Source organism: Burkholderia sp. IDO3, assembly GCF_003366075.1.
Taxonomy (GTDB): Bacteria; Pseudomonadota; Gammaproteobacteria; order Burkholderiales; family Burkholderiaceae; genus Burkholderia; species Burkholderia anthina.
On record NZ_CP028962.1, the window covers coordinates 2,473,605 to 2,499,218 of the forward strand.

The window sequence follows — 25,614 nt, forward strand, 5'->3', positions numbered from 1 at the left end:
TTGCCCGATGAACATTCGAAAGAATGGTTCACGGGAGGCGCTTGTGCGTTAGCATCCGAGCAGTACCGCATGTCACACAAGGCCTCACCGGAAACGGATGAGGCCTTTTTGTTCTGGTGCACGTCATCCGTCCGGCTCAATGAATGGAGAAGACGATGGACCAGGCAAGCCCGTTGTTCGACCGTCCCGATCTGCGCCGCACCGGCACGATCGCATTACCGACCGTCGTGATCCGTTTCGCGGTCGCGCCGCGCACGACACTCGCCTGGCGTGCGCCGGGCGATGCGGAAATCCGCGCGCACGGCGCGCCGCTGTGGATCACGCGTCCGCCGCGCATCGACGACTACTGGGTGCAACCCGGCGACGTGCTGCGCATCGCGCGCGGCGATCGCATCTGGCTCGGCACCGACGACGCGCGATCGGCCGAAGCGTCGATCACGCTCGCCTACGTGCGGCGCGGCGAACGGCTCAAGCGCGCGCTCGCGCACGTGCAACGTTTGCTCGTCGGACGATGGCGAAGAACGGAATGACGATGTGCGCTCGCGCGCAGAACGGGTGTCACGCCATGCGCGTGCACATCCCGCCGAAACGGACGCACCCGCGGCGCAACGCGTCGCAGGTGCGTATCGAATGACGCGGCACGCGAGTGCGTGCCGCGAGCGATCGCGCGCCGTGCGCAACCCTCGGATGCATCGAGGGCATCAGGTGCTGGCGGCGAGACGCGGGCCCGTGCTGCGGGGAGTGGAATCGAGGTCGGGGCGTTGCGCAGCCTGCGAAGTCACCCACGGGTCGATGCCTTGCTTCTGCACCTCCTCGAGAAATGACACGCGTGCGCGCCAGTAATCCGCCTGTAATTTCGCATCGATGACGCGCTGTTCGGCTGCGAACAGTTCCATACGCGCCGTCACGAGCATCGACGCAGCGGTTTTTTCCGGCGTGGGGGCGTGCCGCATCGCCCAACGGCTGATCCAGTTCAACATGCTGACCTCCGTGATTACGGACGAACCCGCATCGGGCAATCGCAATCGGTCGCGCCTGCCCGAACGCGCAACGACCGTCACCGCACTTCACCGCCTGACCCGCACGGACTGCGACTCCCCCGCGTCGGCAACAACCGGCCGGCGTGTGTGCGCGGTGTATCTATCCTAGAAAGAGTTGCCGGTTTACGCGATGGGGTCTTGCAATCTTTTACACAGAAACCACAGTCGAACCCGCATCGCGAAATGACAGTTGCGCACGGCACGGCTTCGGCGCACGATAACCCGATCGCTGCAACCGCCTGGACTGACGAATGGCCGATGCACGCCGCTGCGCATTCGCCGCGGCCACGCTCGCGCGTTCACGCGTACCTCGCATGCGCACCGCGTCCGCCAAGCATGCGGGCGCTCCGTTTCAGTCGCATGTCATCACGTGGCAGCCGCGCCACACCCACGCTCCATTCCGTTGCGCCCGCATCGGCCGGCGCCGGCCACCCGCTTTCGAACCCCGCTTTCGAACCGTTTCCATCGTTTCCGCCCGTCCGCTTCGCGCGAACCGGTAAAATGCGCGCCTTCCTCGCGCGGCAGGGCTGCCAGACCGTCCGCGCGAGCGCGGCCGATCGAGCCCCACGACTATATCGTCCGAGCTATCCGCGCTATTACAATCCGCCGATAGCCCGGCAATAGTGGCTGGTTACAGTAAGCCGGCCGCACTGCCTTTACAACAATTCGGCACAACAAGCAACACGACAACCCGACCGGAGAAACGCCTTCATGGAATCCATCAAGCGGTATTTCGGCTTCGCTGAAGCCGGCACCGACTTCCGCACCGAAATACTCGCGGGCGTCACCACGTTCCTGACGATGGCCTACATCATCTTCGTCAACCCCGCGATCCTCGGCGACGCCGGCATGCCGAAGGAATCCGTGTTCGTCGCGACCTGCCTCGTCGCGGCGCTGGCGTCGATCATCATGGGGCTGTATGCGAACTACCCGATCGCGTGCGCGCCCGGCATGGGCCTGAACGCGTATTTCGCCTACACGGTCGTCAAGGGGATGGGCTTCACGTGGCAGGCCGCGCTCGGTGCGGTGTTCATCTCCGGCTGCCTGTTCCTGCTCGTCACGCTGTTCCGCGTGCGCGAGGCGATCGTCAACGGCATTCCGAGATCGCTGCGCATCTCGATCACGGCCGGCATCGGGCTGTTCCTCGGCATCATCTCGCTGAAGACGTCGGGCGTGATCGTCGGCAACCCGGCCACGCTCGTCGCGCTCGGCGACCTGCACAAGCACGACACGGTCCTCGCGATCATCGGCTTCTTCACGATCGTCACGCTCGACCACCTGCGCGTGCGCGGCGCGATCCTGATCGGCATCATCGGCGTCACGATCCTGTCGTTCTTCTTCGGCGACAACCAGTTCCACGGCGTGTTCTCCGCGCCGCCGTCGATCGACGCGACGCTGTTCAAGCTCGACATCCACGCGGCGCTGTCGACCGGCATCATCAACGTGATTCTCGTGTTCTTCCTCGTCGAACTGTTCGATGCGACCGGCACGCTGATGGGCGTCGCGAACCGCGCGGGCCTGCTCGTCGAAGGCAAGATGAACCGCCTGAACAAGGCGCTGCTCGCCGACAGCACCGCGATCGTCGCGGGCTCGATACTCGGCACGTCGTCGACCACCGCATATATCGAAAGCGCGTCGGGCGTGCAGGCCGGCGGCCGTACGGGCGTGACCGCGCTCACCGTCGCGGTGCTGTTCCTCGCATGCCTGTTCATCGCGCCGCTCGCCGGCGTCGTGCCGGCCTACGCGACCGCGCCCGCGCTGCTGTACGTGTCGTGCCTGATGCTGCGCGAGATGGTCGACGTGCCGTGGGACGACGCGACCGAAGCCGTGCCGGCCGCGCTGACCGCGCTGCTGATGCCGTTCACGTACTCGATCGCGAACGGCGTCGCCTTCGGCTTCATCGCATACGGCGGCCTCAAGCTGCTGACGGGCCAGGTCCGCTCGGTCAAGCCGATCGTGTGGATCATCGCGGCCGTGTTCCTGTTCCGCTTCTTCTATCTCGGCAGCGAGTGATGCGCGCGCCCCGGCGCGATGCACGATGAAACAACGCCACCTCCGGGTGGCGTTTTCGTTGGGATACGCGCGCGGCGCCGACGATGCCCGGTCACGAGTCCGCCTCGCCGAGCACCCAGCGCGCGAAGGTCTGCAGCGGCCCTTCACCGAGTTCCAGCGCATCCGGCAGCACGAGACAGAAACGCTTGACCACGTCCCGCCCGTCCGGCCAGGGCGCCGCGAGCAAGCCTTGCGCAATCTCGGTGTCGACGTACAGCCGTGGCACCAGCGCGACGCCGAGCCCGGCCACGGCCGCCGCGATCAGCATCGAGTAAAGATCGTAGCGCGCGCCGGCGGCCGGGTTGCTCACCGGCAACCCCGTTTCGTGGACGTATGCCGACCACGCATCGGGCGTCTGGCGCTTGTGAAGGCGCGGCAGCGTGCCGAGCAGCGCGTCCGGATCCCCGCCGGCGAGCAGCGACGGGTGGCAGACCGGCACGAGCACCTCCTCGCATAACCGGTACGTATGCATGCCGGCCCATGCCGGATGCTCGAAATGAATCGCCGCATCGAAACCGCTGCCGGCCAGCACGAACGGCTCGGCGCGATCGGCGAAATGCACCGTGATGTTCGGATGCCGCGCCTGAAACCGCTTGAGCCGGGGAATCAGCCAGCGCGTCGCGAATGTCGGCGTCACGGCGATGTCGATGCTGCCGCCGTCGCCGGGCTGCCCCATCATGTACTGGCTGTCGCGCTCGAGCCGGTCCAGCACTTCGCGAACCTGCGCCGCGTAGCGCACGCCGTTCGGCGCCACCCGCACGCGGTTGCCGATGCGCTCGAACAGCGCGACGCCCAGGAACGTCTCGAGCCGGCCGATCTGGCGGCTGATCGCGCCTTCCGTCAACGCCAGTTCGTCGGCGGCGCGCGCGAAACTGCCGTGCCGCGCCGCGGCCTCGAATGCCATCAATGCCGAATTGCTCGGAATCCTGCGTCGCGTCACGATTGCTCCCGGTTCTGCAGTGGTTGGCCGAAGCTTGATCAAAGATCAATGAACGGTGACGAATCATCGTTTTTCACCCGTTCCCCGGCTAATTATCATGACAAAAACTCAACCCGTCGAGCGGCGATCGATGCCGAAGGCCGCTCGCTACCCCGTTGGAGATGTCATGATCTATGCCGTTGAATGCAGCTTCGCCGATCCCGCGACCGAAGCCGAATGGAACGACTTCTACAGCCGGATCAAGCTTCCCGCGCTGATCTCGGTGCCGGGCTTTCGCACGTCGCAACGCTTGCGCGCCGTCGGCGGCGACGGCCCCGTCTACCTCGCGCTGCACACGATCGACAGCGCCGACGTGCTGGCGTCGGCCGCGTATCGCGACAACGGCGGCGGCAACTTCGCGCGCTGGCAGCCGCACATCGTCGAGTGGCGACGCAACGTGTACGACAGCGCGGCATCCGCGCCGGTCGTCGCCGATCATCAATGGCTGGCCGTTTGCGAAGACGCGGCCCCGTTCGCGCAAGCGGGAATCGCCGCCACGGCCATTCACGCAGTCGCGCTGGACCGCCAGCCGGCATCCCGCTGGCTGGCCGTTCTCGATCGCGATCAGGCGCCGCATGCGTCCGAGGCGGCCGACGCGTGCGGCGCCGCGATCCGGCTCTATGCGCCGATGGGCGAACAGCTCGTCAGCGCGGCCGCGCGCTGAGGGGGCCGGCCATGCCCAGCGTCACGATTTTCATCGCGGAGGCGAACATGCCGTCGAACGCCGCGCTCGACGCACTGTCGTCGGCCTGCGCGACGCTCTGCACCGACGTGTTGCAGGCCGCGCCCGGCACGATCCACGTCATCCACGTTCCGGTCCGGCACGGCCACGGGCATCCCGTCAGCGCCGAAATCCGCTATCGCATCCAACCGTTTCGTACCCCTGAATTGATGGATCGCTTCATGGTCTCGCTGGATCGCGAGATGCTTCGCCACACCGGATGCGTCGCGCGCATCCGCTGCTTCGGCTACGACGCCGCCCACCTTCACGCCCGACATTGAGCCATGAGCGAACTCCTTCCCCGCCCCCCGTTTCCGTGCCGCCGGGTCGGCGATTTCTCGGTCGTCGCGATCAGCGACGGCGCACTGACCGCCGGCCTCGACCTGCTGTCGAACATCGAGACCGACGACGCGACCGGCATCATGCACCGCGCGGGCATCGCCGCGCCGTCGAGCGTCAATATCAACTGCTACGTGATCCGCGGGCATGGCCGCACCGTGCTCGTCGACACCGGTGCCGGCGGCATCCGCAACTGGGGCGGCCGGCTGATGCCGTCGCTGGCGCAAGCCGGCATCGACGCGCGCGACATCGACACGATCCTGCTGACGCACGCGCACCCCGACCACATCGGCGGCTTGCTCGACCCGGACGGGCAACCGGCCTTCGCGCACGCGGAGGTGCGCATTCACGAACGGGAACGGGCGTTCTGGCTGGACGACGCGGCGTTCGAGCAGGCCAACGAACGGGCCCGCGGCAATTTCCGGATCGCGCGGCGCGCGTTCGATGCCTGTCGCGCCCGGCTGCGCACCATCGAAGCGGGCGACGTGCTGCCCGGCATCGTCGCGGTGCCGCTACCGGGACATACGCCCGGTCACACGGGGTATCGCGTCGAATCGCATGACGAGCGTCTGTTGATCTGGGGCGATCTCGTGCATTTCGCGCCGATTCAGGTCGCGCGTCCGGACGTGTCGATCGCGTTCGATCACGATCCGGCGCTGGCCGTCGCGACGCGCGCGGCCACGCTCGCCGAAGCGGCTTCGGACGACCTGCTGATTGCGGGAATGCATCTCGCCGAAACGGGCTTCGCGCGCATCGCGCGAGCGCACGGCGAAACCGGTGGCGCGTATGCGCTCACCGGTGCGGACTGACAGAGAAAGAGGGAAACGACGCGCGCATCGTCGCGCGCGCGTCCGGCCCGGCACGCATGCGCCGATACGACACGGGCGCCGGTAACCGGCGCCCGCTCAGTCGCTGCCCGGTCGTCCGGTTCAGCGCCAGTTCGCCTCATAGAAGCGCACGTAGCCGCTACGCAGCGTCACGCATTGCGCACGCGTTTCGGACAGCAGCCGCCGTGCGGCCGCCTCGATACGTTCGCGATGCTGATCGTACGCACCGACCATGTCCTCGAAGCGCGGCGATGCCGCACCGAAATGGTCCTCCAGCGCCTCGGCTGTAATCTGACATTGGACACGCTCGCCATTGACCAACGCCATGAACCCGAGCATCAAGTCGCGCCCCGAATATTCGGGCTTCTCGTTCGTGAAATGGATCTGCATGGGAGCCGCCTATCGCCGGTAGAAAGCGAATGACCGCGTCCATCGTCCGCTACCGGCCGGACGAGAATGTACGCGGGCTCGCCGACAGAGACACCGTTCGCGGGGGTATGGCGCGAACAATGCATGCCGGTTGCATTCCACTTTAGACGGTTTCGCGCAGGAGGCAAAATTTGCGATGTGCGTCGTTCCGACGCGCATTTCGTCTGACCTGCGCGGCATCCGGCACCCTGGGCCAAACGGCGTCAGTGAGGGTCGGTCGGCCAGATGTTCAGCGAGATCGCCGCGGTCGTGGCGCCCACCGCGATGGCGGCGGCCCCGTATCGCACCGCGGTGCCCAGATCGAACAGCAGGCCGTGGATCGCCACGGCGATGCCGCCCAGCATGATGAAGGTGGCGATGGCCGCCAGCACGACTCTCAGTTCCGTTCGAACCATGATGCGTCTCCCGAACGGATGCATGTCACGTCGCATGCATGTTGCGATGCGGAACACGGCGCGTGCGTGCTCCACTTCAATCATTGCAGGCATACGCTTAAAAGCAAGGGGATTTTGTTCGCGGTCGCGCAACGCACGCGGCGCTTGTATGATGGTGCGATATCAAGGCGGCGGCCGGGGTTTGGGTTGTTGCGGTGCGTAAGCGCTGGCCGGGACCGAGTGCGAAGCATGGGGGCCAAGCAAGCGCTGAAGCATCCATTCCAGCCGACCGCGAAGCATGGGACCAGAGCAAGCGCTAAAGCACTAACTCCGGCCGACCGCGAAGCATGGGACCAGGGTAAGCGCTAAAGCGCTAACTCTGGTCGACCGCGAAGCATGGGACCAGAGTAAGCGCTAAAGCGCTAACTCTGGTCGACAGGAGACAAGACATGCCTCAATCTTTCGTGCTGCCCGCCACCACGGGCCGCATCGACCTGCTCGCGCAGGCGCATGCGCGTTCGACCGCGGTCGGCCTGCGCGCGAACGAGCACCCCGATTTCTCGCCGCTGTCGCGGCTCGCACTGCGCGAACTGCTCGACACGAACCACGCACTGTTCGCACATGCGCGCCCGGTGATGGAAGACCTCCACGCACAGATCGCCGACACGCAAAGCCTCGTGCTGCTCACCGATGCCGACGGCGTGATCCTGCACAGCATCGGCGACGCGGACTTCATCGAGAAAGCAAACCGCGTCGCACTGTGCAACGGCGTGTCGTGGGCCGAAGGCGCACGCGGCACCAATGCGATCGGCACCGCGCTCGCGTCCGGCCAGGCCGTCGCGGTACACGGCCCCGAACACTTCCTGCGCGCCAACCACATCCTCACCTGCTCGTGCGCGCCGATCATCGATCCGTTCGGCCGCACGCTCGGCGCGCTCGACGTCAGCGGCGACCCGCGCGGGTTCAGCTCGCATACGCTCGCGCTGGTGCGGATGTCCGCGCAGCTGATCGAGAACCATCTGTTCGCGAACCAGTGCGCGCAGGCGCTGCGGCTGCGCTTTCACGCCCACGAGGATTGCGTCGACTCGCTGTTCGCCGGGCTCGTCGCGTTCGGCCCCGACGGCGGGCTGATCGCCGCGAATCGCAGCGCACAATTCCAGCTCGGCGCAACGTTCGATGCCTTGCAGCATCGCGGCTGCGATGCGCTGTTCGGCATGCAGTTCGGCCAGCTCGCCCAGCAGGCGGCGCGCGCGCCCGGCGCATCGTTCCGCCTGACGCTGCCGACCGGCGTGCGCGTGCTCGCGCGCTGCGAATTCGCGGAAGCGCACAAGACGACGGTTGCCGTCACGCCGCCCGCCCCTGCCGTGCGCGTGCCCGCACAGGACCCCGACGCGATCACGTTCGCGACGCTCGACACCGGCGACGCGCGCATGGCCGCCGTGCTCGAACGCGTCGCGAAGATCCGCGGACGCGACCTGCCGCTGCTGATCCTCGGCCAGACGGGCACCGGCAAGGAATGGCTCGCCCGCGCGCTGCACCAGGCGTCGCCGCGCTCGGACGGCCCGTTCGTCGCGGTGAACTGCGCGGCGCTGCCGGATTCGCTGATCGAGGCCGAACTGTTCGGCTATGAGGACGGCGCCTTCACCGGCGCACGCAAGCGCGGCAGCCCCGGCAAGATCGCGCAGGCCGACGGCGGCACGCTGTTTCTCGACGAAATCGGCGACATGCCGCTCGCGCAGCAGGTCCGGCTGATGCGCGTGCTGCAGGAGCGCGCGGTGATGCCGCTCGGCGGCGCGCGCGCGGTGCCGGTCGACGTGCGCGTGGTCTGCGCGACTCACCGCGACCTGCGCGCGATGATCGCCGAAGGCACGTTCCGCGAAGACCTGTTCTACCGGATCAACGGCCTCGCGGTCACGCTGCCGGCACTGGCCGACCGCACCGACCTGCCGGCGCTGGTCGAGCGCATCCTCGCGCGGCTCGCGCGCAGCGAGCCGATGCCGTGCCGTCTCGCGCCCGACGTGCTCGACGCGTTCATGCGCCACCGCTGGCCCGGCAACCTGCGGCAAATGACCAACGTGCTGCGCACCGCGGGCATGCTCGCCGAAGACGAAGCCGAGATCGCGCTCGCGCATCTGCCCGACGATTTCTGGCTCGACTGCGACGATGCATCGGCGTCGCCCGCCGCGCCGGCCGACGCAAGCGAAACGACGACGCTGCAAAGCCACCAGGCCGCGGTGATCGATGCGGTGCTCGCGCGGCACGGCGGCAACGTGTCGGCGGCCGCGCGGGAACTCGGGCTCGCCCGCAACACCGTGTACCGCTACCTGCGCCGCCATTGACGCGCCGGCCAGCGGGCGCCGGCCGCATGCGGCTTCGGGTATGCTTGGCGCTTGCCTCGCCGCCGCCCGCTTCGCCCCATGACCGACCCCGACCATCCGCCTCTCGTGCGCATCGAGCCGCTCGGCGCGACGTTCGACGCACCCGATTCGCTGACCCTGCTCGAAGCCGCCGCGTTCGCGCACGTCAGGCTGCCGCGTTCGTGCCGCAACGGTACGTGCCGAAGCTGCCTGTGCAGGATCGTCAGCGGCAGCGTACGCTACACGATCGAATGGCCCGGGCTGAGCCGCGAGGAAAAGGCCGACGGCTATACGCTGCCGTGCGTGGCCGTCGCGACGTCGGATGTCGTGCTCGACGTGCCCGACGCGGAGATGATCGACTGAACGCGACGCGCCGTTGCGCGCCGTCCCGCAACCGTGACGGGCAAGCCCGTCGGGAGAATGTGATGACCCAGTCAACCGATCGCATCGAGAAACAGGCCGTGCTCGCCGCGCCGCCGGCGCGCGTGTGGGAAGCCATCAGCAATTCCGGGGAATTCGGCACGTGGTTCGGTGTCACCTTCGACGGGCCGTTCACGGAAGACCAGCCGCTGTTCGGCCGCATCACGCCGACGCGCGTCGACGACGACGTCGCCAAGGCCCAGGAGCCCTACGCGGGCGCCGTATTCGAAATCGTCGTCGAGCGCGTCGAACCGAAGCAACTGTTCTCGTTCCGCTGGCATCCGTTCGCGATCGATCCGAACTTCGATTACTCGGCCGAGCCGATGACGCTCGTCACGTTCGCGATCGCCGAGCAAAACGGCGGCACCCGGCTCACGGTCACTGAAACGGGGTTCGACCAGCTGATCGAAGCGCGTCGCGCGAAGGCACGCGAAATGAACGATCACGGCTGGGCCGCGCAGATGACGCTGATCACGAAATATCTGGCAACGCACGCGTAACCGGCGCTTGCCCGCCATCCCCGGCATGCGGACGCACGCATGCCGGCCTCGCGGGGTGCATGGCATAATCCGCCCCATCGCAGTCCTCACGCCGCTGTTCGTCGCATGCTCAGTCGTCGCCTCCGGAAGATCGGCAGTCTGATCGGGATGCTCGCCATCCTGATGACGGCGCTCGCGCCGACGATCTCGCAGGCGCTGACGACGCAAGGCCGCGTCGATGCACTGCTCGCCGGTTACTGTACGACCGGCCCGGTTGCCGGCGACCATCAAACCCGTTCGTCGTCGAAGAGCCTGCAAGCCCATTTGCAGGCGTGCGGCTATTGCAGCCTGCTCGCCCATACGCCCGCGCTGCCCGCGCCCGAACTGACGTTCGCGGCCCATGTGCGCGTCATCCAGCATCGCGAAGCAACCCGCTTCGAAAGCCTGCGCCGCGCGTTGCCGCTCACGGCCGCGCAGCCGCGCGCCCCACCCGCCTCCGCCTGAACCGCAGCCACAGCGCGCGATGCCCGAACGCATCGCGCCGTTCGCGCGCCCTGCCGGCGCCCGTGCCGTGTCACGTTCACGAGGACGATCATGTCGACCCTTATTGCCGCGCGCCGCATGGCACCGTGCGCGTGCGTCGCCGTCGCCGTCGCCGCGCATGAGCATGCGTGCGCGAGCGCGGGAAATCGCGCGCGCCCCGTCACGATGACCATCGACGACCCGAGTGTCGGCGATGCGTTCGACCTCCAGTACGGTCACATCGCGCCCCTGCTGCGGGCTCGTGTGCATCTCGACGGCATTTTCCCCAACCCGATCCACAACGCATTTCCCAAGCCATGAAAACATCCACGCTTTTCCGCGGCGCCATCGCCGCCCTGACCTTCGTCATCGTCCAGGCCGCCCACGCGCACGCGTTTCCGAAAACGCAGCAGCCGGCCGCCGGCGCAACGCTCACTGCCGCACCGCAAGCCGTCACGATCGATTTCGACGAGGCGCTCGAACCCGCATTCAGCTCGATCGCCGTGACCGACAGCCACGGCCAGCCGGTCGCGACCGGCAAGGCCGTCGTCGACGACGGCAACCGCAAGCGGATGCACGTCGCGCTGACGAGCCTGACGGCCGGCACCTACACGGTCGCATGGGTCGCCGTGGCCAGCGACGGCCACCGGACCCAGGGGCACTACGCGTTCACGCTGAAGTGACACGCGCATGCCCGCATCGCCAGGGGCGCATCGCCGCGCCATCCGCATCCCGTACTTTCGATAAGGAGAACACATGATGAAACGCTCGATTCCGGCCGCCCTGCTGTCCGCACTGTTCGCGCTGCACGCTCCCGCCACGTTCGCCGCGCCGGCCGTACAGGCCGATGCCTGCTGGATCCGCGCGATGCCCGCGACGGTGCCGTCGTCCGGCTACTTCACGCTGAAGAACGACGGCGACACCCCCGCGACGCTCACGGGCATCGACACGCCGGCATTCGGGATGGCCATGCTGCACGAAACGCAGACGGCCGGCAGCACCACGAAGATGGTCCACGTCGACACGGTCGAGGTGCCCGCGCACGGCACGGTGATGTTCAAGCCGAAGAGCTATCACGTGATGCTCGAACAACCGCGCCAGAGCGTCACGCCCGGCGCGAAGATCCCGTTCCGGCTGCATTTCGCCGACGGCTCGACGGTGTCCGTGACCTGCGACGCGAAGGCGCCGTCGTACACCGGACAGTAGCGCCGCCTGCGCCACCACCGATGGAGACGAACATGAAAGAACGCCTGCCGCTGGCCGACCTGATCGTCCGTTACCGGACGCCGCTGAACGTCGCCGTACTGATCGTCTGCGGGTTGTGGGCGGCGTGGATCGCGTGGATGACGCGGCCCGCCGCGATCGATGCGCCGTCGTCGATCGCCGCCTACTGCGTGCGCGACGCGCGTTGACGCTGCGATCGGGGTGATTCGCGCCGTGGCATCATGCACGGCGTCACCCCGATCGCAGAAACCGTCTCCCGGAGCACCGCATGTCCATTCAGACCTGGATGCTGTTTGCCGCCGCCTATCTCGCGACGACGCTGTCGCCGGGCCCCAACGTGCTGCTCGTGATCCGCAACACGGTGCGCTACGGCACGCGCGGCACCGCCGCGACGATCGCCGGCAACCTCGTCGCGCAGGGCGTGGTGGTCATGCTGGTCGCGCTCGGCGTCGGCGCGGTGCTCGCCGCCATGCCGCCGCTGTTCGTCGCGATGAAGATCGTCGGCGCGGCGTATCTGATCGTGCTCGGCATCCGGCAACTGCGCGGCAGCCGCCGTCGACGTTCGCCGGACGGCAACGCGACACTCGTCGAGCCCGACCGCCGGAAGCTGTTCCGTGAAGCGCTGTTCGTGTCGGGCAGCAATCCGAAGACGATGATCTTCCTGTCGGCGTTCATGCCGCAGTTCATCGCGCACGATCGTCCGCTCGCGATGCAGTTCATCGTGATGTACGCGACGATCGCCCGCACCGTCATCGTCGTTCACAGCGTCTATTCGTTCGGCGTGCGCCGGCTCCATCGCGGCTTCGGCGTCAGCCCGTGGGTACGCGCGGCGAAGCGCGCGAGCGGGCTGCTGTTCGTCGGACTGGGAATCAAGCTGCTGACCGCGCGGCAGGCGTAAGCGCCGGCACGCGTCGACGCACCCCTCCGGCGCGCAAACGTCAGCAACGTCAGCGCGTCGATGCAGCCAGTGAAGCAGCAATCGCGTCGAACGACGGACGCGCATCGACGTCCTCGTTCAGACACGCGGCCGCAAGCGCTTCAAGTTCGTGCGCCCCTTCCCGCGTGCGTGGCTCGCATCGCGCCAGCAACTCGTCGAGCAGATAGCCGAACGCCCTGACTTCCAGCCGTTCGAGCCGCGCCGCGTGCGCGCGGTCATTCACGTCATAGACCGACGCCGCGCCGAAATCGCCGAGCAGCGCGCCGCCCTCGCCGTCGTGCAGGATGTTGTGCGCATACAGATCGCCGTGCATGATGCCGCGCGCATGCAGATGCGCGGCGACCGACGCGATGCCGTGCGCGATCCGCGCCGCGGCTGCCGGTGCGAACCGCGCATCGTCGGTATAGACATCGCGTGTGCAGGTCGCGAAACTCGGCGGCCCCGCGAGGTTCGTCAGTGCCGGATCGACCAGTTCCATCACGAGGCCGTGCGTGCCGTCCGGATGACCGCGCACCTTGCCGATCACCGGGATCATGTTCGGGTGGCGTCCCGCGTGCAGGCAGGCGGCCATTTCGCAATCGGGCAGACCGTCGCTCGTCACCGCGCCCTTGAACAGCTTGACCGCGACCGCGCGCGGCGCGTGACCGTTAGCCTGCCATTGCGCGCGGTAGATGACGCCCGATGCGCCTTCGCCGAGTTGCTGGTCGCAGGAGAGCGACGCCCAGTCGATATCCGCAACGCCCGGCTCGGCGGAAGCGGCTGCCTCCGGCACGGCGCCGAGCGGATTGCCGGCGGCCGCGAGCCACGCGAGACGCGGCAAACGCAGCAGCCAGTCCGGCAGCGCGTCGAGCCGGTTCGCCGACAGACGCACCAGTTCGAGCGCACGGCATGCGGCCATTTCAGCGGGCAGCGCGCGCAGCCGGTTGCCGGCGAGCATCAGCTTCTGCAAGCGCGAGCAGTCGCCGATTTCGGCGGGCAGTGCTTCGATTTCGTTGTCGGTCAGGATCAGCCAGCGCAACGCGCGCGGCAGCGAATGGCGCGGCACCGTGCGAATCCGGTTCGCCTTGAAGCCGATCATGTCGAGTTGCGCGCACGTGCCGAGCACGGCCGGGAATGCCGTGAAGCGGTTGGACGACGCGAACAGGATGCGCAGGCGATGCAACCGCGACAGGTCGTCCGGCAGCGCGGACAGCGCATTGCCGGACAGGTCGAGCACTTCGAGCGTGTCCGCCAGCTCGAAGATTTCGCGCGGAAATTCGGTGAGCCCGCACGCGAGCTTGAGTTGCCGGGTGCCCGTCAGCCGGCCGGTCTGCAATTGTTCGAGAGTGGTCGTCACGGAGAGAAAGCGGTTGCGGTTGCGATGATCGTCGGATCGATCGAACGAATTTTACCGGGATCGCTTTCGCGTGCCGCGCGAGCGTGTCATATCCTCTTCACAAACGCAAAAAGTGACGCTAGAATAGCGCCCCTTGCAGTACTGAAGTGCCGACGTGGTGAAATTGGTAGACACGCTATCTTGAGGGGGTAGTGGCGAAAGCTGTGCGAGTTCGAGTCTCGCCGTCGGCACCAGACACGAGATATCCGTGCTTCCGGAATGCTCAAGAAAAACCGCGACAGCGTCAGGCTTCGCGGTTTTTTTGTTTCCGCGGCAAATGCCGTTGCGATCCACCGAAGGCGACATCGCCGCCGCATCACGCGCGCGTCCCGCCCCCCACTTCTTCAGCCGTCCAGCCCGCGATGCGATCGCGGAGCATCGACCCCGGACGCGTCGGCACGAAGTTGAAGACCGCCGTCTTGTCTTGTGCCCTCGCATCATTCCCGCGTGCCCTCCCCGTCAGAAAACAGCTCATCGTGAATGCGGTCCATTCGATGAGTCGAATCGCCCTTTCCTGCACCAACCGGAACAGCCCGCCCCCGTCACAGCAGCGGCAACACCGCCCGAATATGCTCGGCAAACGCGACCGTCAGATGCGACGGCCGCTTCCGGTCGAATTTCAGCGTGATCCCCACCGCCGGCAGCGGCGGCAACCCGCGATCGCCGGCGAGAATCGCCAGATCCGCGGGCACCGCCGTTTGCGTCATCACCGCGAACGCCTGCCCCGAGCGCACCAGCGCGGTCAGCCCCGCGAGGCTGCTGCTCGCATACGCGACGCGATAATCGCGCCCCGCTCGATCCAGCGCCTCGCAGGCCGCGATGTGATCGAGCGTATCGGGATCGGACAGCGCGAGCGGCAACGGATCGAACCGCGCGGCATCCAGCCCCGGGGAACCGATCCAGACCAGTTGCTCGCGACGGATGAAATCCGCCGTCGCCCCGTCGTCGTCCGGCAACGAGATCATCGCCAGATCGACCGCCCGCTTGTCGAGCTGCTCGAGCAAGCGCGGCGTCGGCCCGCACACGACTTCGACGATCGCCTGCGGATGCTGGTTCGAGAACTGCCGCAACAGCGACGGCAGGAACACGGCCGCGTAATCGTCCGGGCACCCGAAGCGGATGCTGCCCGACAACCCCGTGCCGCACAGGTCGGCCATCGCCTCGTCGTGCTGCCGCAGGATACGCTGCGCATGCGCGAGCAGCCGCTCGCCGGGATGCGTCAGCAGCACGCCGCGGCCGGTGCGCTGGAACAGCGGCTGATCGACGACCTCCTCGAGCCGCCGCATCTGCTGGCTCAGCGCGGACTGCGTGCGGCCGACCCGCGCCGCCGCGCGGCTGAGCGAGCGCACTTCGGCGATCACGACGAACGAGCGCAGCAGGTCGATGTCGAGCGAGCGTCCCAAGGTATTAGCTCCTTTTCTACCTTGCATAAGCACTATTCGTTTCCATAAAACCAGACCGGCGCCTAGACTGCAAGCGATCCCTGCCCTTGCCCGGAGAAACCCGATGTCCCTGAACGACGACGCAACCTTCTGGCGCAACGCCAGACAGCACCTGATCCGCTACGGCGGCACGTTCGAGCCGATGATCATCGAGCGTGCGCAAGGCAGCTTCGTCTACGACGCGGACGGCCGCGCGATCCTCGACTTCACGTCGGGCCAGATGAGCGCGGTGCTCGGGCACAGCCACCCGGAGATCGTCGCCGTGATCGGCGAATACGCGGGCAAGCTCGACCACCTGTTCAGCGGCATGCTGTCGCGGCCGGTCGTCGATCTCGCGACGCGCCTCGCCGACGTCACGCCGCCGGGGCTCGACCGCGCGCTGCTGCTGAGCACCGGCGCGGAATCGAACGAAGCGGCGATCCGGATGGCGAAGCTCGTCACCGGCAAGTACGAGATCGTCGGTTTCGCACAGTCGTGGCACGGGATGACGGGCGCGGCTGCGTCCGCCACGTACAGCGCCGGGCGCAAAGGCGTCGGCCCGGCCGCCGTCGGCTCGTTCGCGATTCCGGCGCCGTTCACGTACCGGCCGCGCTTCGAGCACAACGGCACGTACGACTACCTCGCCGAGCTCGACTATGCGTTCGACCTGATCGACCGCCAGTCGAGCGGCAACCTCGCCGCGTTCATCGCGGAGCCGATCCTCAGCTCGGGCGGCATCATCGAATTGCCGGAAGGCTACATGGCGGCGCTCAAGCGCAAGTGCGAAGCGCGCGGGATGCTGCTGATCCTCGACGAAGCGCAGACGGGCGTCGGCCGCACCGGCACGATGTTCGCGTGCCAGCGCGACGGCGTGACGCCCGACATCCTGACGCTGTCGAAGACGCTCGGCGCCGGGCTGCCGCTCGCGGCCATCGTGACGTCCGCCGCGATCGAGGAACGCGCGCACGAGCTCGGCTACCTGTTCTATACGACGCACGTATCGGATCCGCTGCCCGCCGCGGTCGGCCTGCGCGTGCTCGACGTGGTGCAGCGCGACGGCCTCGTCGAGCGCGCGAACGTGATGGGCGACCGGCTGCGGCGCGGCCTGCTCGACCTGATGGAACGCTTCGACTGCATCGGCGACGTGCGCGGCCGCGGCTTGCTGCTCGGCGTCGAGATCGTCAAGGATCGCCGGACGAAGGAACCGGCGGACGGCCTCGGCGCGAAGATCACGCGCGAGTGCATGAACCTCGGGCTCAGCATGAACATCGTGCAGTTGCCCGGCATGGGCGGCGTGTTCCGGATCGCACCGCCGCTGACCGTCAGCGAGGAAGAGATCGACCTCGGCTTGTCGCTGCTCGAACAGGCGATCGCACGCGCGCTGTAACGCCCTTCCCCGCGCCATGCGATCCGTCACGCCGGTTCGACCGACCGGCGCGACGCATTCCCGATCGATCAGCCGGCTTCCGCCGCCCACGCCAGCGCATCGGCGCCGGCCGGAATGCGCATCGGGCTCGACGGGTCGGTCGCCGCGCGCCATACCGCATCGGCAACGTCCTGGGCATGGGTAATCGGCGACGACGCATCGAGCATCCGCGCAACGGCCTTCCCGACAAATTCCGCATACGCTTCGTGCTCGAAGCCGTGCATGTTCGCGCGCGCGTTGTCGCCGAAACGCGTATCGGGCGCGCGGCCCGGCAACACCAGGTGCGTACGCACGCCGAACGGTTCGAGTTCGATCGCCATCGATTCGGTATACGCATTGACTGCCGCCTTGCTGGCGCGATATGCACTGAGCAGCGGCAGCACCTTCAGCGTGACGCTCGACGTGACGTTCACGACCACGCCGGCCCCGCGCTCGCGAAACTGCGGCAACACGGCTTGTGTGACCGCGATCGTCCCGATCGTATTGGTCTCGAACAGCGCGCGCACCGTGTCGAGCGGCGTAAGCTCGGCCGGCGCGGCCGCGCCGAAGCCTGCGTTGTTGACGAGCGCGTCGATCGGGCCGGCCGCGGCGAGCGCGTCGCGGATGCTGTCGGGGTTCGTGACATCGAGCTGCAGTACGCGCAGGTGCGGCGACGGCGGCAGCACGTCCTCGCGCGGTGTGCGCATCGTCGCGACGACCTGCCAGTCATGCGCCAGAAAATGACGCGCGATCTCGAGGCCGAAGCCGGAGGAACAGCCGGTGATCAATACGGTCTTCATGCGGACTCCTGTCAGTGTGTTGGGCATGTGTCCGTACGATAGATGGCCGGGACCGTATTCGCTACAATCGAAAATCCGCTTTTCTTTTGCGAGAGTCCGGCGATGATCGATCCGCTGACCGAAGTCGTCACGCTGTTGCAACCGAGCGCGCAGTACTCGAAATACGTGCGCGGCGCGAGCCCGTGGGCGATCAGCCGCACGGTCGCCGGCGAGCCCTTCTACTGCGCGATCCTCGACGGCGGGTGCCGGATCGCGATCGACGGGCATGCTCCGATCGCGCTGCTACCCGGCGATTTCATGCTGATTCCGGCCGCATACGGCGTCGCGATGTCGAGCCTCGAACCGCCCGCACCGGGTATCGAAACCGCGCCGCCGGTCGCGCTCGACCACGGCGAATACCGGATCGGCGATCCCGCCAACCCGGTCGACACCCGGATGATGGCCGGCAACTGCAGCTTCGGTTCGCCCGACGCATCGCTGCTGGTGTCGCTGCTGCCCCGATACGTGCACGTGCGCGGCGAACCGCGACTGACCACGCTCGTGCAACTGGTGCGCGACGAATCTCGCGCGCAGCGGCCTGCGCGCGAGATCGTGCTGGCGCGCCTGCTGGAAGTATTGCTGATCGAGGCGCTGCGCTTCACGGCCGGCACGAACGCATCGCCCGGCCTCGTGCGCGGGCTGGCCGACAGCCGCCTCGCCGCCGCGATCCGCCGGATGCACGAGCGCCCCGCGCATCCGTGGACGATCGTCGAGCTGGCGAAGGAAGCCGCGCTGTCGCGCTCGACCTTCTTCGAACGCTTCAGCCGCGCGGTCGGCGTCGCGCCGATGGAATACCTGCTCACGTGGCGCATGGCGCTCGCGAAGGATCTGCTCCGCCGCAACGAAGGGCGCATCGCGGAGATCGCGGGGCGCGTCGGCTACAGTTCCGCCAGCACCTTCAGCGTCGCGTTCACGCGGCACGTCGGCCGTCCGCCGGCGCAATACGCGCGTGAAGAACAGGCGGTGGAAAGCGACGAATGAAGAAAGCGTCCAACACGGCCGACCACTGGCTCGTCGCGCGGCGCGATGCGGAAACCGGCATCGAAAGCCTGCATGCGCATTTCGACGGCCATGCGTACGATGCGCACGATCACGACGACATGCTGGTCGGCTTCACCGAACAGGGCGTGCAGCGTTTCCAGTGCCACCGGTCGCTGCATACGAGCGTGCCGGGCCGCGCGATCCTGATCGAGCCGGGCGCGCTGCACGACGGCCATGCGCCCGAAGCGGGCGGCTTCACGTACGGGATGCTGTATCTGCCGCAAGCGTGGGTCGAGCATGCGGCGCGACGTCTGGACCTGCCGGGCCTGGGTGGCGTCGAGGCGTCCTTCGGCCATACGCTCGTCGACGATCGCAGCCTGGTCGACGCGATCCGCCAGGCGTTTCTCGCGATCCACGGCAACGAAGGCAAACTCGCGCGCGACCAGACACTCGACCGGCTGCTGATGCGGCTCGGCGGCGAACTGCGTGGCCCGCGCGTGCCGGAAAGCGGCGCCGTGCCGCCCGCGATCGCACGGGTGCGCGATCTGCTGCATGCGCAGATGGACGGCAATCCCGGCCTCGACGAGCTGGCCGGCTTCGCCGGGATCGACCGGTTCCGGCTGACGCGTCTGTTCCAGCGCGCGTTCGGCACGTCGCCGCATGCATACCTGGTGCGATTGCGGCTGCGCGCCGCGCGCCGGCTGCTCGCGGCCGGCCGCACGCCCGCGCAGGCGGCCGCGGACGTCGGCTTCGCCGACCAGAGCCACCTGGGCCGCTGGTTCCGTCGCGCATACCGGATCACGCCGGCCGCGTACCGGCAACTCTGCACAAACGTTCCAGACTGATCGCGCACGGCATCCGATCATGCCTGCTTCAACGAGGAGCAATCATGTTCGATACCAAGGTGGCGCTGATCGTGCGCGACGATCTCGCGGCGTGGCAGAAACTCAATGTCGTCGCGTTTCTCGCGACGGGCGTCGCGGCCGAAGCGCCGGAAGCGCTCGGCGAGCCTTACGAGGATGCGGCAGGCCGCCGCTACGGCCGCATGCTCGGCCAGCCGATGCTGGTGTTCGCAGCCGATCTGGACGGGTTGCAGGCCGCGCATCGACAGGCGCTATCGCGCGAACTCACGATCGTGCCCTACGTGCATGCGATGTTTTCGACCGGGCACGACGCGGCCAATCGTGCCGTGTTTCGTGCCGGGGACGCGGAGCATCTGGATCTGGTCGGCCTGGCGTTGCACGGGCCGAAGAAGGCCGTCGACAAGGCCGTGAAAGGACTGGCGCTGCACGCGTGAGGCGCGGGCTACGCAGTTGCTTCGGGTCAGCGGTGAGCGGGCACGTTGACGAATTTGACGGGAATGGCTACCGGGCGTCCAATTCGCTACAAGACATGGCCTTATCGGGTCGATTTTGGGTTGATCCCGATGCTTCGCATGGCGTAGCCGAATTTGCGGCGATCGGAGCCGAACCGGCCCAAAATTACCGTCGGCCGCCGGCCCGTTGCAGGCCGGCGGTTTCCCACGTCAACCGCCGAGATACGCCTGCTTGATCCGGTCGTTCGCGAGCAGGTTCGCGCCCGTGTCCGCCAGCACCACGCGCCCCGTTTCGAGCACGTAGCCGCGATCGGCCACACCCAGCGCCTTGTTCGCGTTCTGTTCGACCAGGAACACCGTGACGCCTTCGTCGCGAATCGCGCGGATGATGTCGAAGATCTGCGCGATCACGAGCGGCGCGAGACCGAGCGTCGGCTCGTCGAGCAGCAGCAGGCGCGGCTTGCTCATCAGCGCGCGGCCGATCGCCAGCATCTGCTGCTCGCCGCCCGACATCGTGCCGGCCCGCTGCGTCGCGCGCTCCTTCAACCGCGGAAACAGCTTGAACACGTGCTCGATGCCGTCGTCGATCTCGTGACGGCTCGCGAAGAAGCCGCCCATCTTCAGGTTCTCGAGCACCGTCAGGCTCGGGAACACGCGCCGCCCTTCCGGCGAGATCGCCATCCCCTGCCGCATGATCTGGTGCGTCGACATCCCGGTGATGTCGTTGCCCTCGAACAGCACGCGGCCCGACGACGCGCGCGGCGTGCCGCATACCGTCATCATCAGCGTCGTCTTGCCGGCGCCGTTGCTGCCGATCAGCGTGACGATCTCGCCCTTGTTCACCTCGATCGACACGCCCGCGAGCGCCTCGACCGCGCCGTAGTGCGTATGGACCTGTTCCAGCTTCAGCATCACTCTTCCCCCAGATACGCCTTGATCACGCGCGGGTCGTTGCGGACCGCTTCCGGCGTGCCGATCACGATCGGCCGGCCGTGCTCCATCACGAGGATGCGGTCCGACACGCCCATCACGAGGCTCATGTCGTGCTCGATCAGCAGCACCGATACGCCGAACTCGTGGCGCAGCTTGTCGATCAGGTGCTGCAGCTCGATCTTTTCCTGCGGGTTGAGACCGGCCGCCGGCTCGTCCAGCATCAAGAGACGCGGCTCGGTGATCATGCAGCGCGCGATCTCCAGGCGCCGCTGGTGCCCGTACGACAGCGTGCCCGCCTGCCGGTTGGCCACCGACTTCAATCCCATCCGGTCGAGCCACACCGCCGCGCGTTCGAGCGCTTCCTTCTCGGCGCGACGATACGCGGGCGTCGAGAACAGGCCCGGCAGCAGCCCCGCCTTCACCTTGCGATGCTGCGCGACGAGCAGGTTCTCGACCACCGTCAGCGACTTGAACAGACGGATGTTCTGGAACGTGCGCACCAGCCCCTTCAACGCGATCTTGTGGCTCGGCAGCCCGCCAATCGCATGGCCGTCGAGCACGACGTCGCCGCCGGTCGGCTTGTAGAAGCCGCCGACGCAGTTGAACACCGTGGTCTTGCCCGCGCCGTTCGGCCCGATGATCGCGAACACCTCGTTGCGGCGCACGTCGAAATCGATGCCGTCCACCGCGAGCAACCCGCCGAAGCGCATCTGCAGCCCGGCGACCTTCAACAGTTCTGCATTCGCGCTCATTGCGGCAGCTCCACGTGGGGACGGCTCGCGGGCAACAGGCCCTGCGGACGCCACATCATCATCAACACCATCACCAGACCGAAGATCAGCATCCGGTACTCGGCGAACCCGCGCGCGACTTCCGGCAGCACGGTCAGCAGGATCGCCGCGAGAATCACGCCGAGCTGCGACCCCATCCCGCCGAGCACGACGATCGCGAGGATCAGCGCCGATTCGATGAAGGTGAACGATTCAGGATTCACGAGGCCCTGACGCGCCGCGAAGAACGCGCCGCCGATGCCCGCGAACGCAGCACCCAGCGTGAACGCCGACAGCTTGATGCGCGTCGGGTTCAGGCCGAGCGAACGGCACGCGATCTCGTCGTCGCGCAGCGCTTCCCACGCGCGCCCCATCGGCATGCGGATCAGGCGGCTCGTCACGAACAGCGTGAAGCCGACCAGCACCAGCGCGATCAGGTACAGGAAGATCACCATGTGCTCGCCGCTGTATTCCAGCCCGATCAGTTCATGGAAGGTCTTCGCGCCTTCGACGCTCGCCGAGCGCGCCATCTCGAAGCCGAACACCGTCGGCTTCGGAATGCTCGAGATGCCGTCCGGGCCGCCCGTCAGGTCGGTCAGGTTGTTCGCGAGCAGGCGGATGATTTCGCCGAAGCCGAGCGTGACGATCGCCAGATAGTCGCCGCGCAGGCGCAGCACCGGGAACCCGAGCAGGAAGCCGAACGTCGCCGCCGCGATCGCCGCGATCGGCAGGCACTCCCAGAACGACAGCCCGAAATACTGGTTCAGCATCGCGTACGTATAGCCGCCGACCGCGTAGAACCCGACATAGCCGAGATCCAGCAGCCCCGCGAAGCCGACCACGATGTTCAGCCCGAGGCCGAGGATCACGTAGATCAGCGCGAGCGTCGCGACGTCCACCGCGCCGCGCGAGCCGAAGAACGGCCACACGAACCCGACCGCGAGCATCACCCAGATGATCACGCGCTGCTGCTGCGCGCCCATCGCGGGCATCGCCGGCAGCTTCACCGCCGATTTCGCGCGCATGAGCCACGGCTTGAACAGCTGGAACAGGAACACCGCCGTGACCGCGATCCACACCGGACGCCAATGCGGCGTCAGCACCACCTGGTAGCCGTCCAGCTTCAGCTGCAGGCCCAGCACCGGAATCGTGAGGATCGCCGTCAGGAACGCGGCGGCCACGGCATGCTTCAGCGCCTGGCCGACCGACGCGTCGGCGGCCGGGCGGCGAACGGAAATGACTTGACTCATCTGCGTCTCCCTCAAACCTTTTCGATGTCCGACTTGCCGAGCAGGCCGGTCGGGCGGAAGAGCAGGATCAGCACGAGCAGGCCGAACGCGACGACGTCCTTGTACTCGGCCGGCATGTAGCCTGCGGCGAAGGTTTCGGCCAGGCCCAGCAGCACGCCGCCGAGCATCGCGCCCGGGATGCTGCCGATCCCGCCCAGCACCGCGGCGGTGAACGCCTTGATGCCCGCGACGAAGCCGATATACGGGTTCAGCTTGCCGATCGTCAGGCCGATCAGCACGCCGCCGACGGCCGCCAGCATCGCGCCGAGCACGAACGTGAACGAGATCACGCGGTTCGTGTCGATGCCGAGCAAGTTCGCCATCTTCATGTCCTCCGCGCACGCGCGGCACGCACGGCCCATACGCGAATGCGAGATGAACAGCGTGAGCGCGATCATCAGCACGATCGTCACGCAGACGATCAGGAGACGCGCATACGGGATCGTCACGTCGAAGTCGCCGCCGAGATGGATGTCGAACGCGCCGGAGATCAGGATCGGCACGGACACGTCGCGCGCGCCCTGGCCGATCTGCACGTAGTTCTGCAGGAAGATCGACATGCCGATCGCGGAGATCAGCGGCACGAGGCGCGGGCCGCCGCGCAGCGGGCGATACGCGACGCGTTCGACCGCAAAGCCGTACAGCCCCGTGACGATCACCGACACGATCAGTGCGGCGCCGAGCACGAGCGGCAGCGGATAGCCGGCGGAGATGCCGATGGCCGTGAGGGTCACGAGGCCCACGTACGCGCCGATCATGTAGATCTCGCCGTGGGCGAAGTTGATCATGCCGATGATGCCGTAGACCATCGAATAGCCGATGGCGATCAGCGCATAGATCGCACCCAGCGTCAGGCCGTTGACCAGCTGCTGGGCGAATTGCGGAAAGAAGTCAGTCATGTGCGGGAAGCTCCCGTTGGCGCTGTGTCGCATGCCGTCGCCGGATCACGGCGGCCGGCCGCGCGCAACGCACGGTGTCGTCTCGGGCCGCCCCTTGGCCGCGCAACGGCCAAATGCGCACGCGCCCTGCCCGGGTGACGGGCAGAGCGGGTGCGCGGGGCGGGTACTCCGTATTACTTGGCGGCGGTCTTCGTCGCGTCCTTGTGCCACGTGTAGACGACGAACTTGAACGCCTTCAGGTCGCCCTGTGCGTCATACGCGACCTTGCCGATCGGCGTGTCGAACGTCGTCTTGTGCATGTACGCGGCGACCTTGGTCGGGTCCGTCGTCTTCGCGCCCGCGATCGAGTCGGCGATGATCTTCACCGCTGCGTACGCCGGCATCTGGAACGGGCCGTTCGGATCGCGCTTCTTGTCCGCGAACGCCTTCACCAGCGCCGCGTTGGCCGGATCGGCCGAGAAGTCGGCCGGCAGCGTGACCAGCATGCCTTCCGAAGCCGGGCCGGCGATGGCCGTCACGTCCTTGTTGCCCACACCTTCAGGCCCCATGAACGTGGCCTTCACGCCCTGCTCGCGCGCCTGGCGCATCAGCAGGCCCATTTCCGGGTGGTAGCCGCCGAAGTAGACGAAGTCGACGCCTTGCGACTTCAGCTTCGTGATGACCGCCGAGTAGTCCGAATCGCCGGCGTTGATGCCTTCGAACAGGACGACCGGGATCTTCGCGGCTTCGAGGTCCTTCTTCACCGACGTCGCGATGCCCTGGCCGTACGACTGCTTGTCGTGCAGGACCGCGACCTTCTTCGGCTTCACGTGGTTGATGATGTACTGCGCGGCGGCCGGGCCTTGCTGGTCGTCACGGCCGATCGTGCGGAAGATGAAGTGGCGCTTCTTGCCTTCGGTCAGCTGCGGCGCGGTGGCCGACGGCGTGACCATCACGATGCCTTCGTTTTCGTAGATGTCGGAGGCGGGAATCGTCGAACCCGAGCACACGTGACCGATCACGAACTTGATCTTCTGGCTGACGATCTTGTTGGCGACGGCGACGGCCTGCTTCGGTTCGCACGCGTCGTCCATCATCACGGGTTCAAGCTTGTTGCCACCCGCACCGCCTGCCGCGTTGATCTGCTCGATCGCGGTCAGCGCGCCGGCCTTCACCATGTCGCCGTACTGGGCGACCGAACCGCTCATCGGACCAGCGATGGCGATCTTCACGGTTTCCGCTTGCGCGGCGGCGGCGCCGGCGGCGAACAGCACGGCGGCGACGGAAATGGACGTAAGACGGGACAGCGTCATCAGGAGCTCCTCGATGTTGTTAGTCATACGGGCAAAGGCGGCATGACTTGCGCAATCGAACAGCACCCGGGGCGAGGACATGGGACACGCCCGAGACACATGAAGACGGACCTCCAGCGGAGTGATGCGTAGCGGGGCCCGGCTCTTGCAGTCCCCAAAGGGGACGTCTGGTTCGGAAAGACATCGTGATGCGTCTTGCATTGCGCAAGCGTTTCGCCTGCCCCGCTTGCCAACTGCTCGTTCGGAGGGATGGTCCGACAGCCGTTGGCAAGGCAGTCGAAATTATATGAGCGTTTTTAAATCGTCTGTCAAAAATGCCGCCCCTCTTGGGGAAAACACGGAGAAACTTGCCGACTTCCTGGTGGCGATTCGGGAGCAACTGGACGGGGTGCTAA

At 67.1% G+C, this 25,614-nt stretch carries 30 protein-coding genes and 1 tRNA gene; 19 read left to right on the forward strand and 12 right to left on the reverse strand.

Features of this window, described 5'->3' with window-relative positions; all coding sequences use genetic code 11:
• The first annotated feature begins 155 nt into the window (after nucleotides 1-155).
• Nucleotides 156-530, forward strand: a complete 375-nt coding sequence (locus tag DCN14_RS11315; RefSeq protein WP_096501650.1) for a DUF2917 domain-containing protein — start codon at nucleotides 156-158, stop codon at nucleotides 528-530.
• Nucleotides 531-701: 171 nt separating this feature from the next.
• On the opposite strand, the gene DCN14_RS11320 is transcribed toward DCN14_RS11315, so the two are convergent.
• A complete protein-coding gene (locus DCN14_RS11320; RefSeq protein WP_096501652.1) occupies nucleotides 702-980 on the reverse strand; it encodes a hypothetical protein in 279 nt (92 codons plus the stop codon).
• Between the two features lie 771 nt (nucleotides 981-1,751).
• On the opposite strand from DCN14_RS11320, the gene DCN14_RS11330 reads away from it, so the two are divergent.
• Nucleotides 1,752-3,053, forward strand: a complete 1,302-nt coding sequence (locus tag DCN14_RS11330; protein ID WP_096501656.1) for an NCS2 family permease — start codon at nucleotides 1,752-1,754, stop codon at nucleotides 3,051-3,053.
• Nucleotides 3,054-3,144: 91 nt separating this feature from the next.
• Here the strand turns inward: DCN14_RS11330 and DCN14_RS11335 are convergent, their stop codons facing one another.
• Entirely contained in the window at nucleotides 3,145-3,996 is an 852-nt protein-coding gene (locus tag DCN14_RS11335) for a LysR substrate-binding domain-containing protein (RefSeq protein ID WP_096501658.1), read from the reverse strand.
• Nucleotides 3,997-4,198: 202 nt separating this feature from the next.
• Between DCN14_RS11335 and DCN14_RS11340 the strand changes: the two genes are divergently transcribed.
• Genes DCN14_RS11340 through DCN14_RS11350 form a run of 3 tightly spaced genes read left to right on the forward strand, consistent with a single transcriptional unit; the run spans nucleotide 4,199 to nucleotide 5,940 of the window.
• Nucleotides 4,199-4,735, forward strand: a complete 537-nt coding sequence (locus DCN14_RS11340) for a sugar ABC transporter (protein WP_096501660.1) — start codon at nucleotides 4,199-4,201, stop codon at nucleotides 4,733-4,735.
• Between the two features lie 11 nt (nucleotides 4,736-4,746).
• Nucleotides 4,747-5,073: a hypothetical protein gene (locus DCN14_RS11345; protein WP_096501662.1), complete on the forward strand. Its 327-nt coding sequence runs from the start codon at nucleotides 4,747-4,749 to the stop codon at nucleotides 5,071-5,073.
• A 3-nt stretch (nucleotides 5,074-5,076) separates the two neighbouring features.
• Nucleotides 5,077-5,940: an MBL fold metallo-hydrolase gene (locus DCN14_RS11350; protein ID WP_096501664.1), complete on the forward strand. Its 864-nt coding sequence runs from the start codon at nucleotides 5,077-5,079 to the stop codon at nucleotides 5,938-5,940.
• A 120-nt stretch (nucleotides 5,941-6,060) separates the two neighbouring features.
• Here DCN14_RS11350 and DCN14_RS11355 read toward each other — a convergent pair whose 3' ends face one another.
• On the reverse strand, nucleotides 6,061-6,348 hold the full coding sequence (locus tag DCN14_RS11355) for a DUF1488 domain-containing protein (protein WP_096501666.1): 288 nt from the start codon (nucleotides 6,346-6,348) through the stop codon (nucleotides 6,061-6,063).
• 242 nt (nucleotides 6,349-6,590) lie between these two features.
• Complete coding sequence (locus DCN14_RS11360) at nucleotides 6,591-6,782, reverse strand: DUF2964 family protein (protein ID WP_096502023.1); 192 nt, start codon at nucleotides 6,780-6,782, stop codon at nucleotides 6,591-6,593.
• Between the two features lie 428 nt (nucleotides 6,783-7,210).
• Between DCN14_RS11360 and DCN14_RS11370 the strand changes: the two genes are divergently transcribed.
• The 9 genes from DCN14_RS11370 (at nucleotide 7,211) to DCN14_RS11415 (ending at nucleotide 12,661) form a co-directional block, all read left to right on the forward strand.
• Nucleotides 7,211-9,100 (forward strand): sigma-54-dependent Fis family transcriptional regulator, encoded by a 1,890-nt coding sequence (locus tag DCN14_RS11370; RefSeq protein WP_096501668.1) that lies wholly within the window; start codon nucleotides 7,211-7,213, stop codon nucleotides 9,098-9,100.
• Nucleotides 9,101-9,178: 78 nt separating this feature from the next.
• The gene (locus DCN14_RS11375; protein WP_011659384.1) at nucleotides 9,179-9,481 is read left to right on the forward strand and encodes a 2Fe-2S iron-sulfur cluster-binding protein; all 303 of its coding nucleotides are present in this window, start codon (nucleotides 9,179-9,181) and stop codon (nucleotides 9,479-9,481) included.
• A 62-nt stretch (nucleotides 9,482-9,543) separates the two neighbouring features.
• Nucleotides 9,544-10,038 carry an SRPBCC family protein gene (locus DCN14_RS11380; protein ID WP_096501670.1) on the forward strand — a complete coding sequence of 165 codons (495 nt, stop codon included), beginning with the start codon at nucleotides 9,544-9,546 and terminating at the stop codon, nucleotides 10,036-10,038.
• A 105-nt stretch (nucleotides 10,039-10,143) separates the two neighbouring features.
• Nucleotides 10,144-10,521 (forward strand): DUF2946 domain-containing protein, encoded by a 378-nt coding sequence (locus DCN14_RS11385; RefSeq protein ID WP_096501672.1) that lies wholly within the window; start codon nucleotides 10,144-10,146, stop codon nucleotides 10,519-10,521.
• A 90-nt stretch (nucleotides 10,522-10,611) separates the two neighbouring features.
• On the forward strand, nucleotides 10,612-10,860 hold the full coding sequence (locus DCN14_RS11395; RefSeq protein WP_143331642.1) for a hypothetical protein: 249 nt from the start codon (nucleotides 10,612-10,614) through the stop codon (nucleotides 10,858-10,860).
• Nucleotides 10,857-11,222: a copper homeostasis periplasmic binding protein CopC gene (gene copC, locus DCN14_RS11400; protein WP_096501676.1), complete on the forward strand. Its 366-nt coding sequence runs from the start codon at nucleotides 10,857-10,859 to the stop codon at nucleotides 11,220-11,222. The genes DCN14_RS11395 and copC overlap by 4 nt, the downstream gene beginning before the upstream one ends.
• 76 nt (nucleotides 11,223-11,298) lie before the next feature.
• Nucleotides 11,299-11,745 (forward strand): copper chaperone PCu(A)C, encoded by a 447-nt coding sequence (locus tag DCN14_RS11405; RefSeq protein ID WP_096502025.1) that lies wholly within the window; start codon nucleotides 11,299-11,301, stop codon nucleotides 11,743-11,745.
• 32 nt (nucleotides 11,746-11,777) lie between these two features.
• Nucleotides 11,778-11,951, forward strand: a complete 174-nt coding sequence (locus DCN14_RS38405) for a hypothetical protein (protein WP_172441881.1) — start codon at nucleotides 11,778-11,780, stop codon at nucleotides 11,949-11,951.
• 80 nt (nucleotides 11,952-12,031) lie between these two features.
• Nucleotides 12,032-12,661 carry a LysE family translocator gene (locus DCN14_RS11415; protein WP_096501678.1) on the forward strand — a complete coding sequence of 210 codons (630 nt, stop codon included), beginning with the start codon at nucleotides 12,032-12,034 and terminating at the stop codon, nucleotides 12,659-12,661.
• Nucleotides 12,662-12,710: 49 nt separating this feature from the next.
• On the opposite strand, the gene DCN14_RS11420 is transcribed toward DCN14_RS11415, so the two are convergent.
• Nucleotides 12,711-14,036 carry a leucine-rich repeat-containing protein kinase family protein gene (locus tag DCN14_RS11420; protein WP_096501680.1) on the reverse strand — a complete coding sequence of 442 codons (1,326 nt, stop codon included), beginning with the start codon at nucleotides 14,034-14,036 and terminating at the stop codon, nucleotides 12,711-12,713.
• Nucleotides 14,037-14,184: 148 nt separating this feature from the next.
• Here DCN14_RS11420 and DCN14_RS11425 point away from each other — a divergent pair.
• Nucleotides 14,185-14,269, forward strand: a tRNA-Leu gene (locus DCN14_RS11425).
• A gap of 348 nt (nucleotides 14,270-14,617) precedes the next feature.
• On the opposite strand, the gene DCN14_RS11430 is transcribed toward DCN14_RS11425, so the two are convergent.
• Nucleotides 14,618-15,505 carry a LysR family transcriptional regulator gene (locus DCN14_RS11430; RefSeq protein WP_172441882.1) on the reverse strand — a complete coding sequence of 296 codons (888 nt, stop codon included), beginning with the start codon at nucleotides 15,503-15,505 and terminating at the stop codon, nucleotides 14,618-14,620.
• Between the two features lie 76 nt (nucleotides 15,506-15,581).
• Between DCN14_RS11430 and DCN14_RS11435 the strand changes: the two genes are divergently transcribed.
• The gene (locus tag DCN14_RS11435; RefSeq protein ID WP_096501684.1) at nucleotides 15,582-16,883 is read left to right on the forward strand and encodes an aspartate aminotransferase family protein; all 1,302 of its coding nucleotides are present in this window, start codon (nucleotides 15,582-15,584) and stop codon (nucleotides 16,881-16,883) included.
• Between the two features lie 68 nt (nucleotides 16,884-16,951).
• Here the strand turns inward: DCN14_RS11435 and DCN14_RS11440 are convergent, their stop codons facing one another.
• Nucleotides 16,952-17,701, reverse strand: coding sequence for an SDR family oxidoreductase (locus DCN14_RS11440; protein WP_096501686.1), 750 nt, complete (start codon nucleotides 17,699-17,701; stop codon nucleotides 16,952-16,954).
• A 42-nt stretch (nucleotides 17,702-17,743) separates the two neighbouring features.
• Here DCN14_RS11440 and DCN14_RS11445 point away from each other — a divergent pair, with 42 nt between their 5' ends.
• The 3 genes from DCN14_RS11445 to DCN14_RS11455 are packed head-to-tail and all read left to right on the forward strand — an operon-like array spanning nucleotide 17,744 to nucleotide 20,018.
• Entirely contained in the window at nucleotides 17,744-18,721 is a 978-nt protein-coding gene (locus tag DCN14_RS11445; protein WP_096501688.1) for an AraC family transcriptional regulator, read from the forward strand.
• Nucleotides 18,718-19,566: an AraC family transcriptional regulator gene (locus tag DCN14_RS11450; protein ID WP_096501690.1), complete on the forward strand. Its 849-nt coding sequence runs from the start codon at nucleotides 18,718-18,720 to the stop codon at nucleotides 19,564-19,566. The genes DCN14_RS11445 and DCN14_RS11450 overlap by 4 nt, the downstream gene beginning before the upstream one ends.
• A gap of 44 nt (nucleotides 19,567-19,610) precedes the next feature.
• Entirely contained in the window at nucleotides 19,611-20,018 is a 408-nt protein-coding gene (locus DCN14_RS11455; protein WP_096501692.1) for a DUF2000 domain-containing protein, read from the forward strand.
• A 228-nt stretch (nucleotides 20,019-20,246) separates the two neighbouring features.
• On the opposite strand, the gene DCN14_RS11460 is transcribed toward DCN14_RS11455, so the two are convergent.
• The 5 genes from DCN14_RS11460 to DCN14_RS11480 all read right to left on the reverse strand — a co-directional run bounded on the left by DCN14_RS11460 (nucleotide 20,247) and on the right by DCN14_RS11480 (nucleotide 25,219).
• On the reverse strand, nucleotides 20,247-20,948 hold the full coding sequence (locus DCN14_RS11460) for an ABC transporter ATP-binding protein (RefSeq protein ID WP_096501694.1): 702 nt from the start codon (nucleotides 20,946-20,948) through the stop codon (nucleotides 20,247-20,249).
• Nucleotides 20,948-21,721, reverse strand: a complete 774-nt coding sequence (gene livG / locus DCN14_RS11465; RefSeq protein WP_096501696.1) for a high-affinity branched-chain amino acid ABC transporter ATP-binding protein LivG — start codon at nucleotides 21,719-21,721, stop codon at nucleotides 20,948-20,950. The genes DCN14_RS11460 and livG overlap by 1 nt, the downstream gene beginning before the upstream one ends.
• The gene (locus tag DCN14_RS11470) at nucleotides 21,718-22,989 is read right to left on the reverse strand and encodes a high-affinity branched-chain amino acid ABC transporter permease LivM (RefSeq protein WP_096501698.1); all 1,272 of its coding nucleotides are present in this window, start codon (nucleotides 22,987-22,989) and stop codon (nucleotides 21,718-21,720) included. The genes livG and DCN14_RS11470 overlap by 4 nt, the downstream gene beginning before the upstream one ends.
• A gap of 11 nt (nucleotides 22,990-23,000) precedes the next feature.
• A complete protein-coding gene (gene livH / locus DCN14_RS11475) occupies nucleotides 23,001-23,927 on the reverse strand; it encodes a high-affinity branched-chain amino acid ABC transporter permease LivH (protein WP_096501700.1) in 927 nt (308 codons plus the stop codon).
• A 173-nt stretch (nucleotides 23,928-24,100) separates the two neighbouring features.
• Entirely contained in the window at nucleotides 24,101-25,219 is a 1,119-nt protein-coding gene (locus DCN14_RS11480; protein ID WP_096501702.1) for a branched-chain amino acid ABC transporter substrate-binding protein, read from the reverse strand.
• Between the last annotated feature and the right edge of the window lie 395 nt (nucleotides 25,220-25,614).

Bases quoted from the DNA above. Each gene is read 5' to 3' on its own strand.
- DCN14_RS11340 (WP_096501660.1), top strand. From the start codon at position 4,199: ATGATCTATGCCGTTGAATGCAGCTTCGCCGATCCCGCGACCGAAGCC.
- DCN14_RS11445 (WP_096501688.1), top strand. From the start codon at position 17,744: ATGGCCGGGACCGTATTCGCTACAATCGAAAATCCGCTTTTCTTTTGC.
- DCN14_RS11460 (WP_096501694.1), bottom strand. From the start codon at position 20,948: ATGCTGAAGCTGGAACAGGTCCATACGCACTACGGCGCGGTCGAGGCG.
- DCN14_RS11330 (WP_096501656.1), top strand. From the start codon at position 1,752: ATGGAATCCATCAAGCGGTATTTCGGCTTCGCTGAAGCCGGCACCGAC.
- DCN14_RS11315 (WP_096501650.1), top strand. From the start codon at position 156: ATGGACCAGGCAAGCCCGTTGTTCGACCGTCCCGATCTGCGCCGCACC.
- DCN14_RS11360 (WP_096502023.1), bottom strand. From the start codon at position 6,782: ATGGTTCGAACGGAACTGAGAGTCGTGCTGGCGGCCATCGCCACCTTC.
- DCN14_RS11380 (WP_096501670.1), top strand. From the start codon at position 9,544: ATGACCCAGTCAACCGATCGCATCGAGAAACAGGCCGTGCTCGCCGCG.
- DCN14_RS38405 (WP_172441881.1), top strand. From the start codon at position 11,778: ATGAAAGAACGCCTGCCGCTGGCCGACCTGATCGTCCGTTACCGGACG.
- DCN14_RS11370 (WP_096501668.1), top strand. From the start codon at position 7,211: ATGCCTCAATCTTTCGTGCTGCCCGCCACCACGGGCCGCATCGACCTG.
- DCN14_RS11415 (WP_096501678.1), top strand. From the start codon at position 12,032: ATGTCCATTCAGACCTGGATGCTGTTTGCCGCCGCCTATCTCGCGACG.
- DCN14_RS11430 (WP_172441882.1), bottom strand. From the start codon at position 15,505: ATGCAAGGTAGAAAAGGAGCTAATACCTTGGGACGCTCGCTCGACATC.
- livH (WP_096501700.1), bottom strand. From the start codon at position 23,927: ATGACTGACTTCTTTCCGCAATTCGCCCAGCAGCTGGTCAACGGCCTG.
- DCN14_RS11405 (WP_096502025.1), top strand. From the start codon at position 11,299: ATGAAACGCTCGATTCCGGCCGCCCTGCTGTCCGCACTGTTCGCGCTG.
- DCN14_RS11320 (WP_096501652.1), bottom strand. From the start codon at position 980: ATGTTGAACTGGATCAGCCGTTGGGCGATGCGGCACGCCCCCACGCCG.
- DCN14_RS11385 (WP_096501672.1), top strand. From the start codon at position 10,144: ATGCTCAGTCGTCGCCTCCGGAAGATCGGCAGTCTGATCGGGATGCTC.
- DCN14_RS11335 (WP_096501658.1), bottom strand. From the start codon at position 3,996: ATGGCATTCGAGGCCGCGGCGCGGCACGGCAGTTTCGCGCGCGCCGCC.
- DCN14_RS11435 (WP_096501684.1), top strand. From the start codon at position 15,582: ATGTCCCTGAACGACGACGCAACCTTCTGGCGCAACGCCAGACAGCAC.
- DCN14_RS11355 (WP_096501666.1), bottom strand. From the start codon at position 6,348: ATGCAGATCCATTTCACGAACGAGAAGCCCGAATATTCGGGGCGCGAC.
- DCN14_RS11395 (WP_143331642.1), top strand. From the start codon at position 10,612: ATGTCGACCCTTATTGCCGCGCGCCGCATGGCACCGTGCGCGTGCGTC.
- copC (WP_096501676.1), top strand. From the start codon at position 10,857: ATGAAAACATCCACGCTTTTCCGCGGCGCCATCGCCGCCCTGACCTTC.
- DCN14_RS11350 (WP_096501664.1), top strand. From the start codon at position 5,077: ATGAGCGAACTCCTTCCCCGCCCCCCGTTTCCGTGCCGCCGGGTCGGC.
- livG (WP_096501696.1), bottom strand. From the start codon at position 21,721: ATGAGCGCGAATGCAGAACTGTTGAAGGTCGCCGGGCTGCAGATGCGC.
- DCN14_RS11450 (WP_096501690.1), top strand. From the start codon at position 18,718: ATGAAGAAAGCGTCCAACACGGCCGACCACTGGCTCGTCGCGCGGCGC.
- DCN14_RS11375 (WP_011659384.1), top strand. From the start codon at position 9,179: ATGACCGACCCCGACCATCCGCCTCTCGTGCGCATCGAGCCGCTCGGC.
- DCN14_RS11345 (WP_096501662.1), top strand. From the start codon at position 4,747: ATGCCCAGCGTCACGATTTTCATCGCGGAGGCGAACATGCCGTCGAAC.
- DCN14_RS11455 (WP_096501692.1), top strand. From the start codon at position 19,611: ATGTTCGATACCAAGGTGGCGCTGATCGTGCGCGACGATCTCGCGGCG.
- DCN14_RS11440 (WP_096501686.1), bottom strand. From the start codon at position 17,701: ATGAAGACCGTATTGATCACCGGCTGTTCCTCCGGCTTCGGCCTCGAG.
- DCN14_RS11470 (WP_096501698.1), bottom strand. From the start codon at position 22,989: ATGAGTCAAGTCATTTCCGTTCGCCGCCCGGCCGCCGACGCGTCGGTC.
- DCN14_RS11480 (WP_096501702.1), bottom strand. From the start codon at position 25,219: ATGACGCTGTCCCGTCTTACGTCCATTTCCGTCGCCGCCGTGCTGTTC.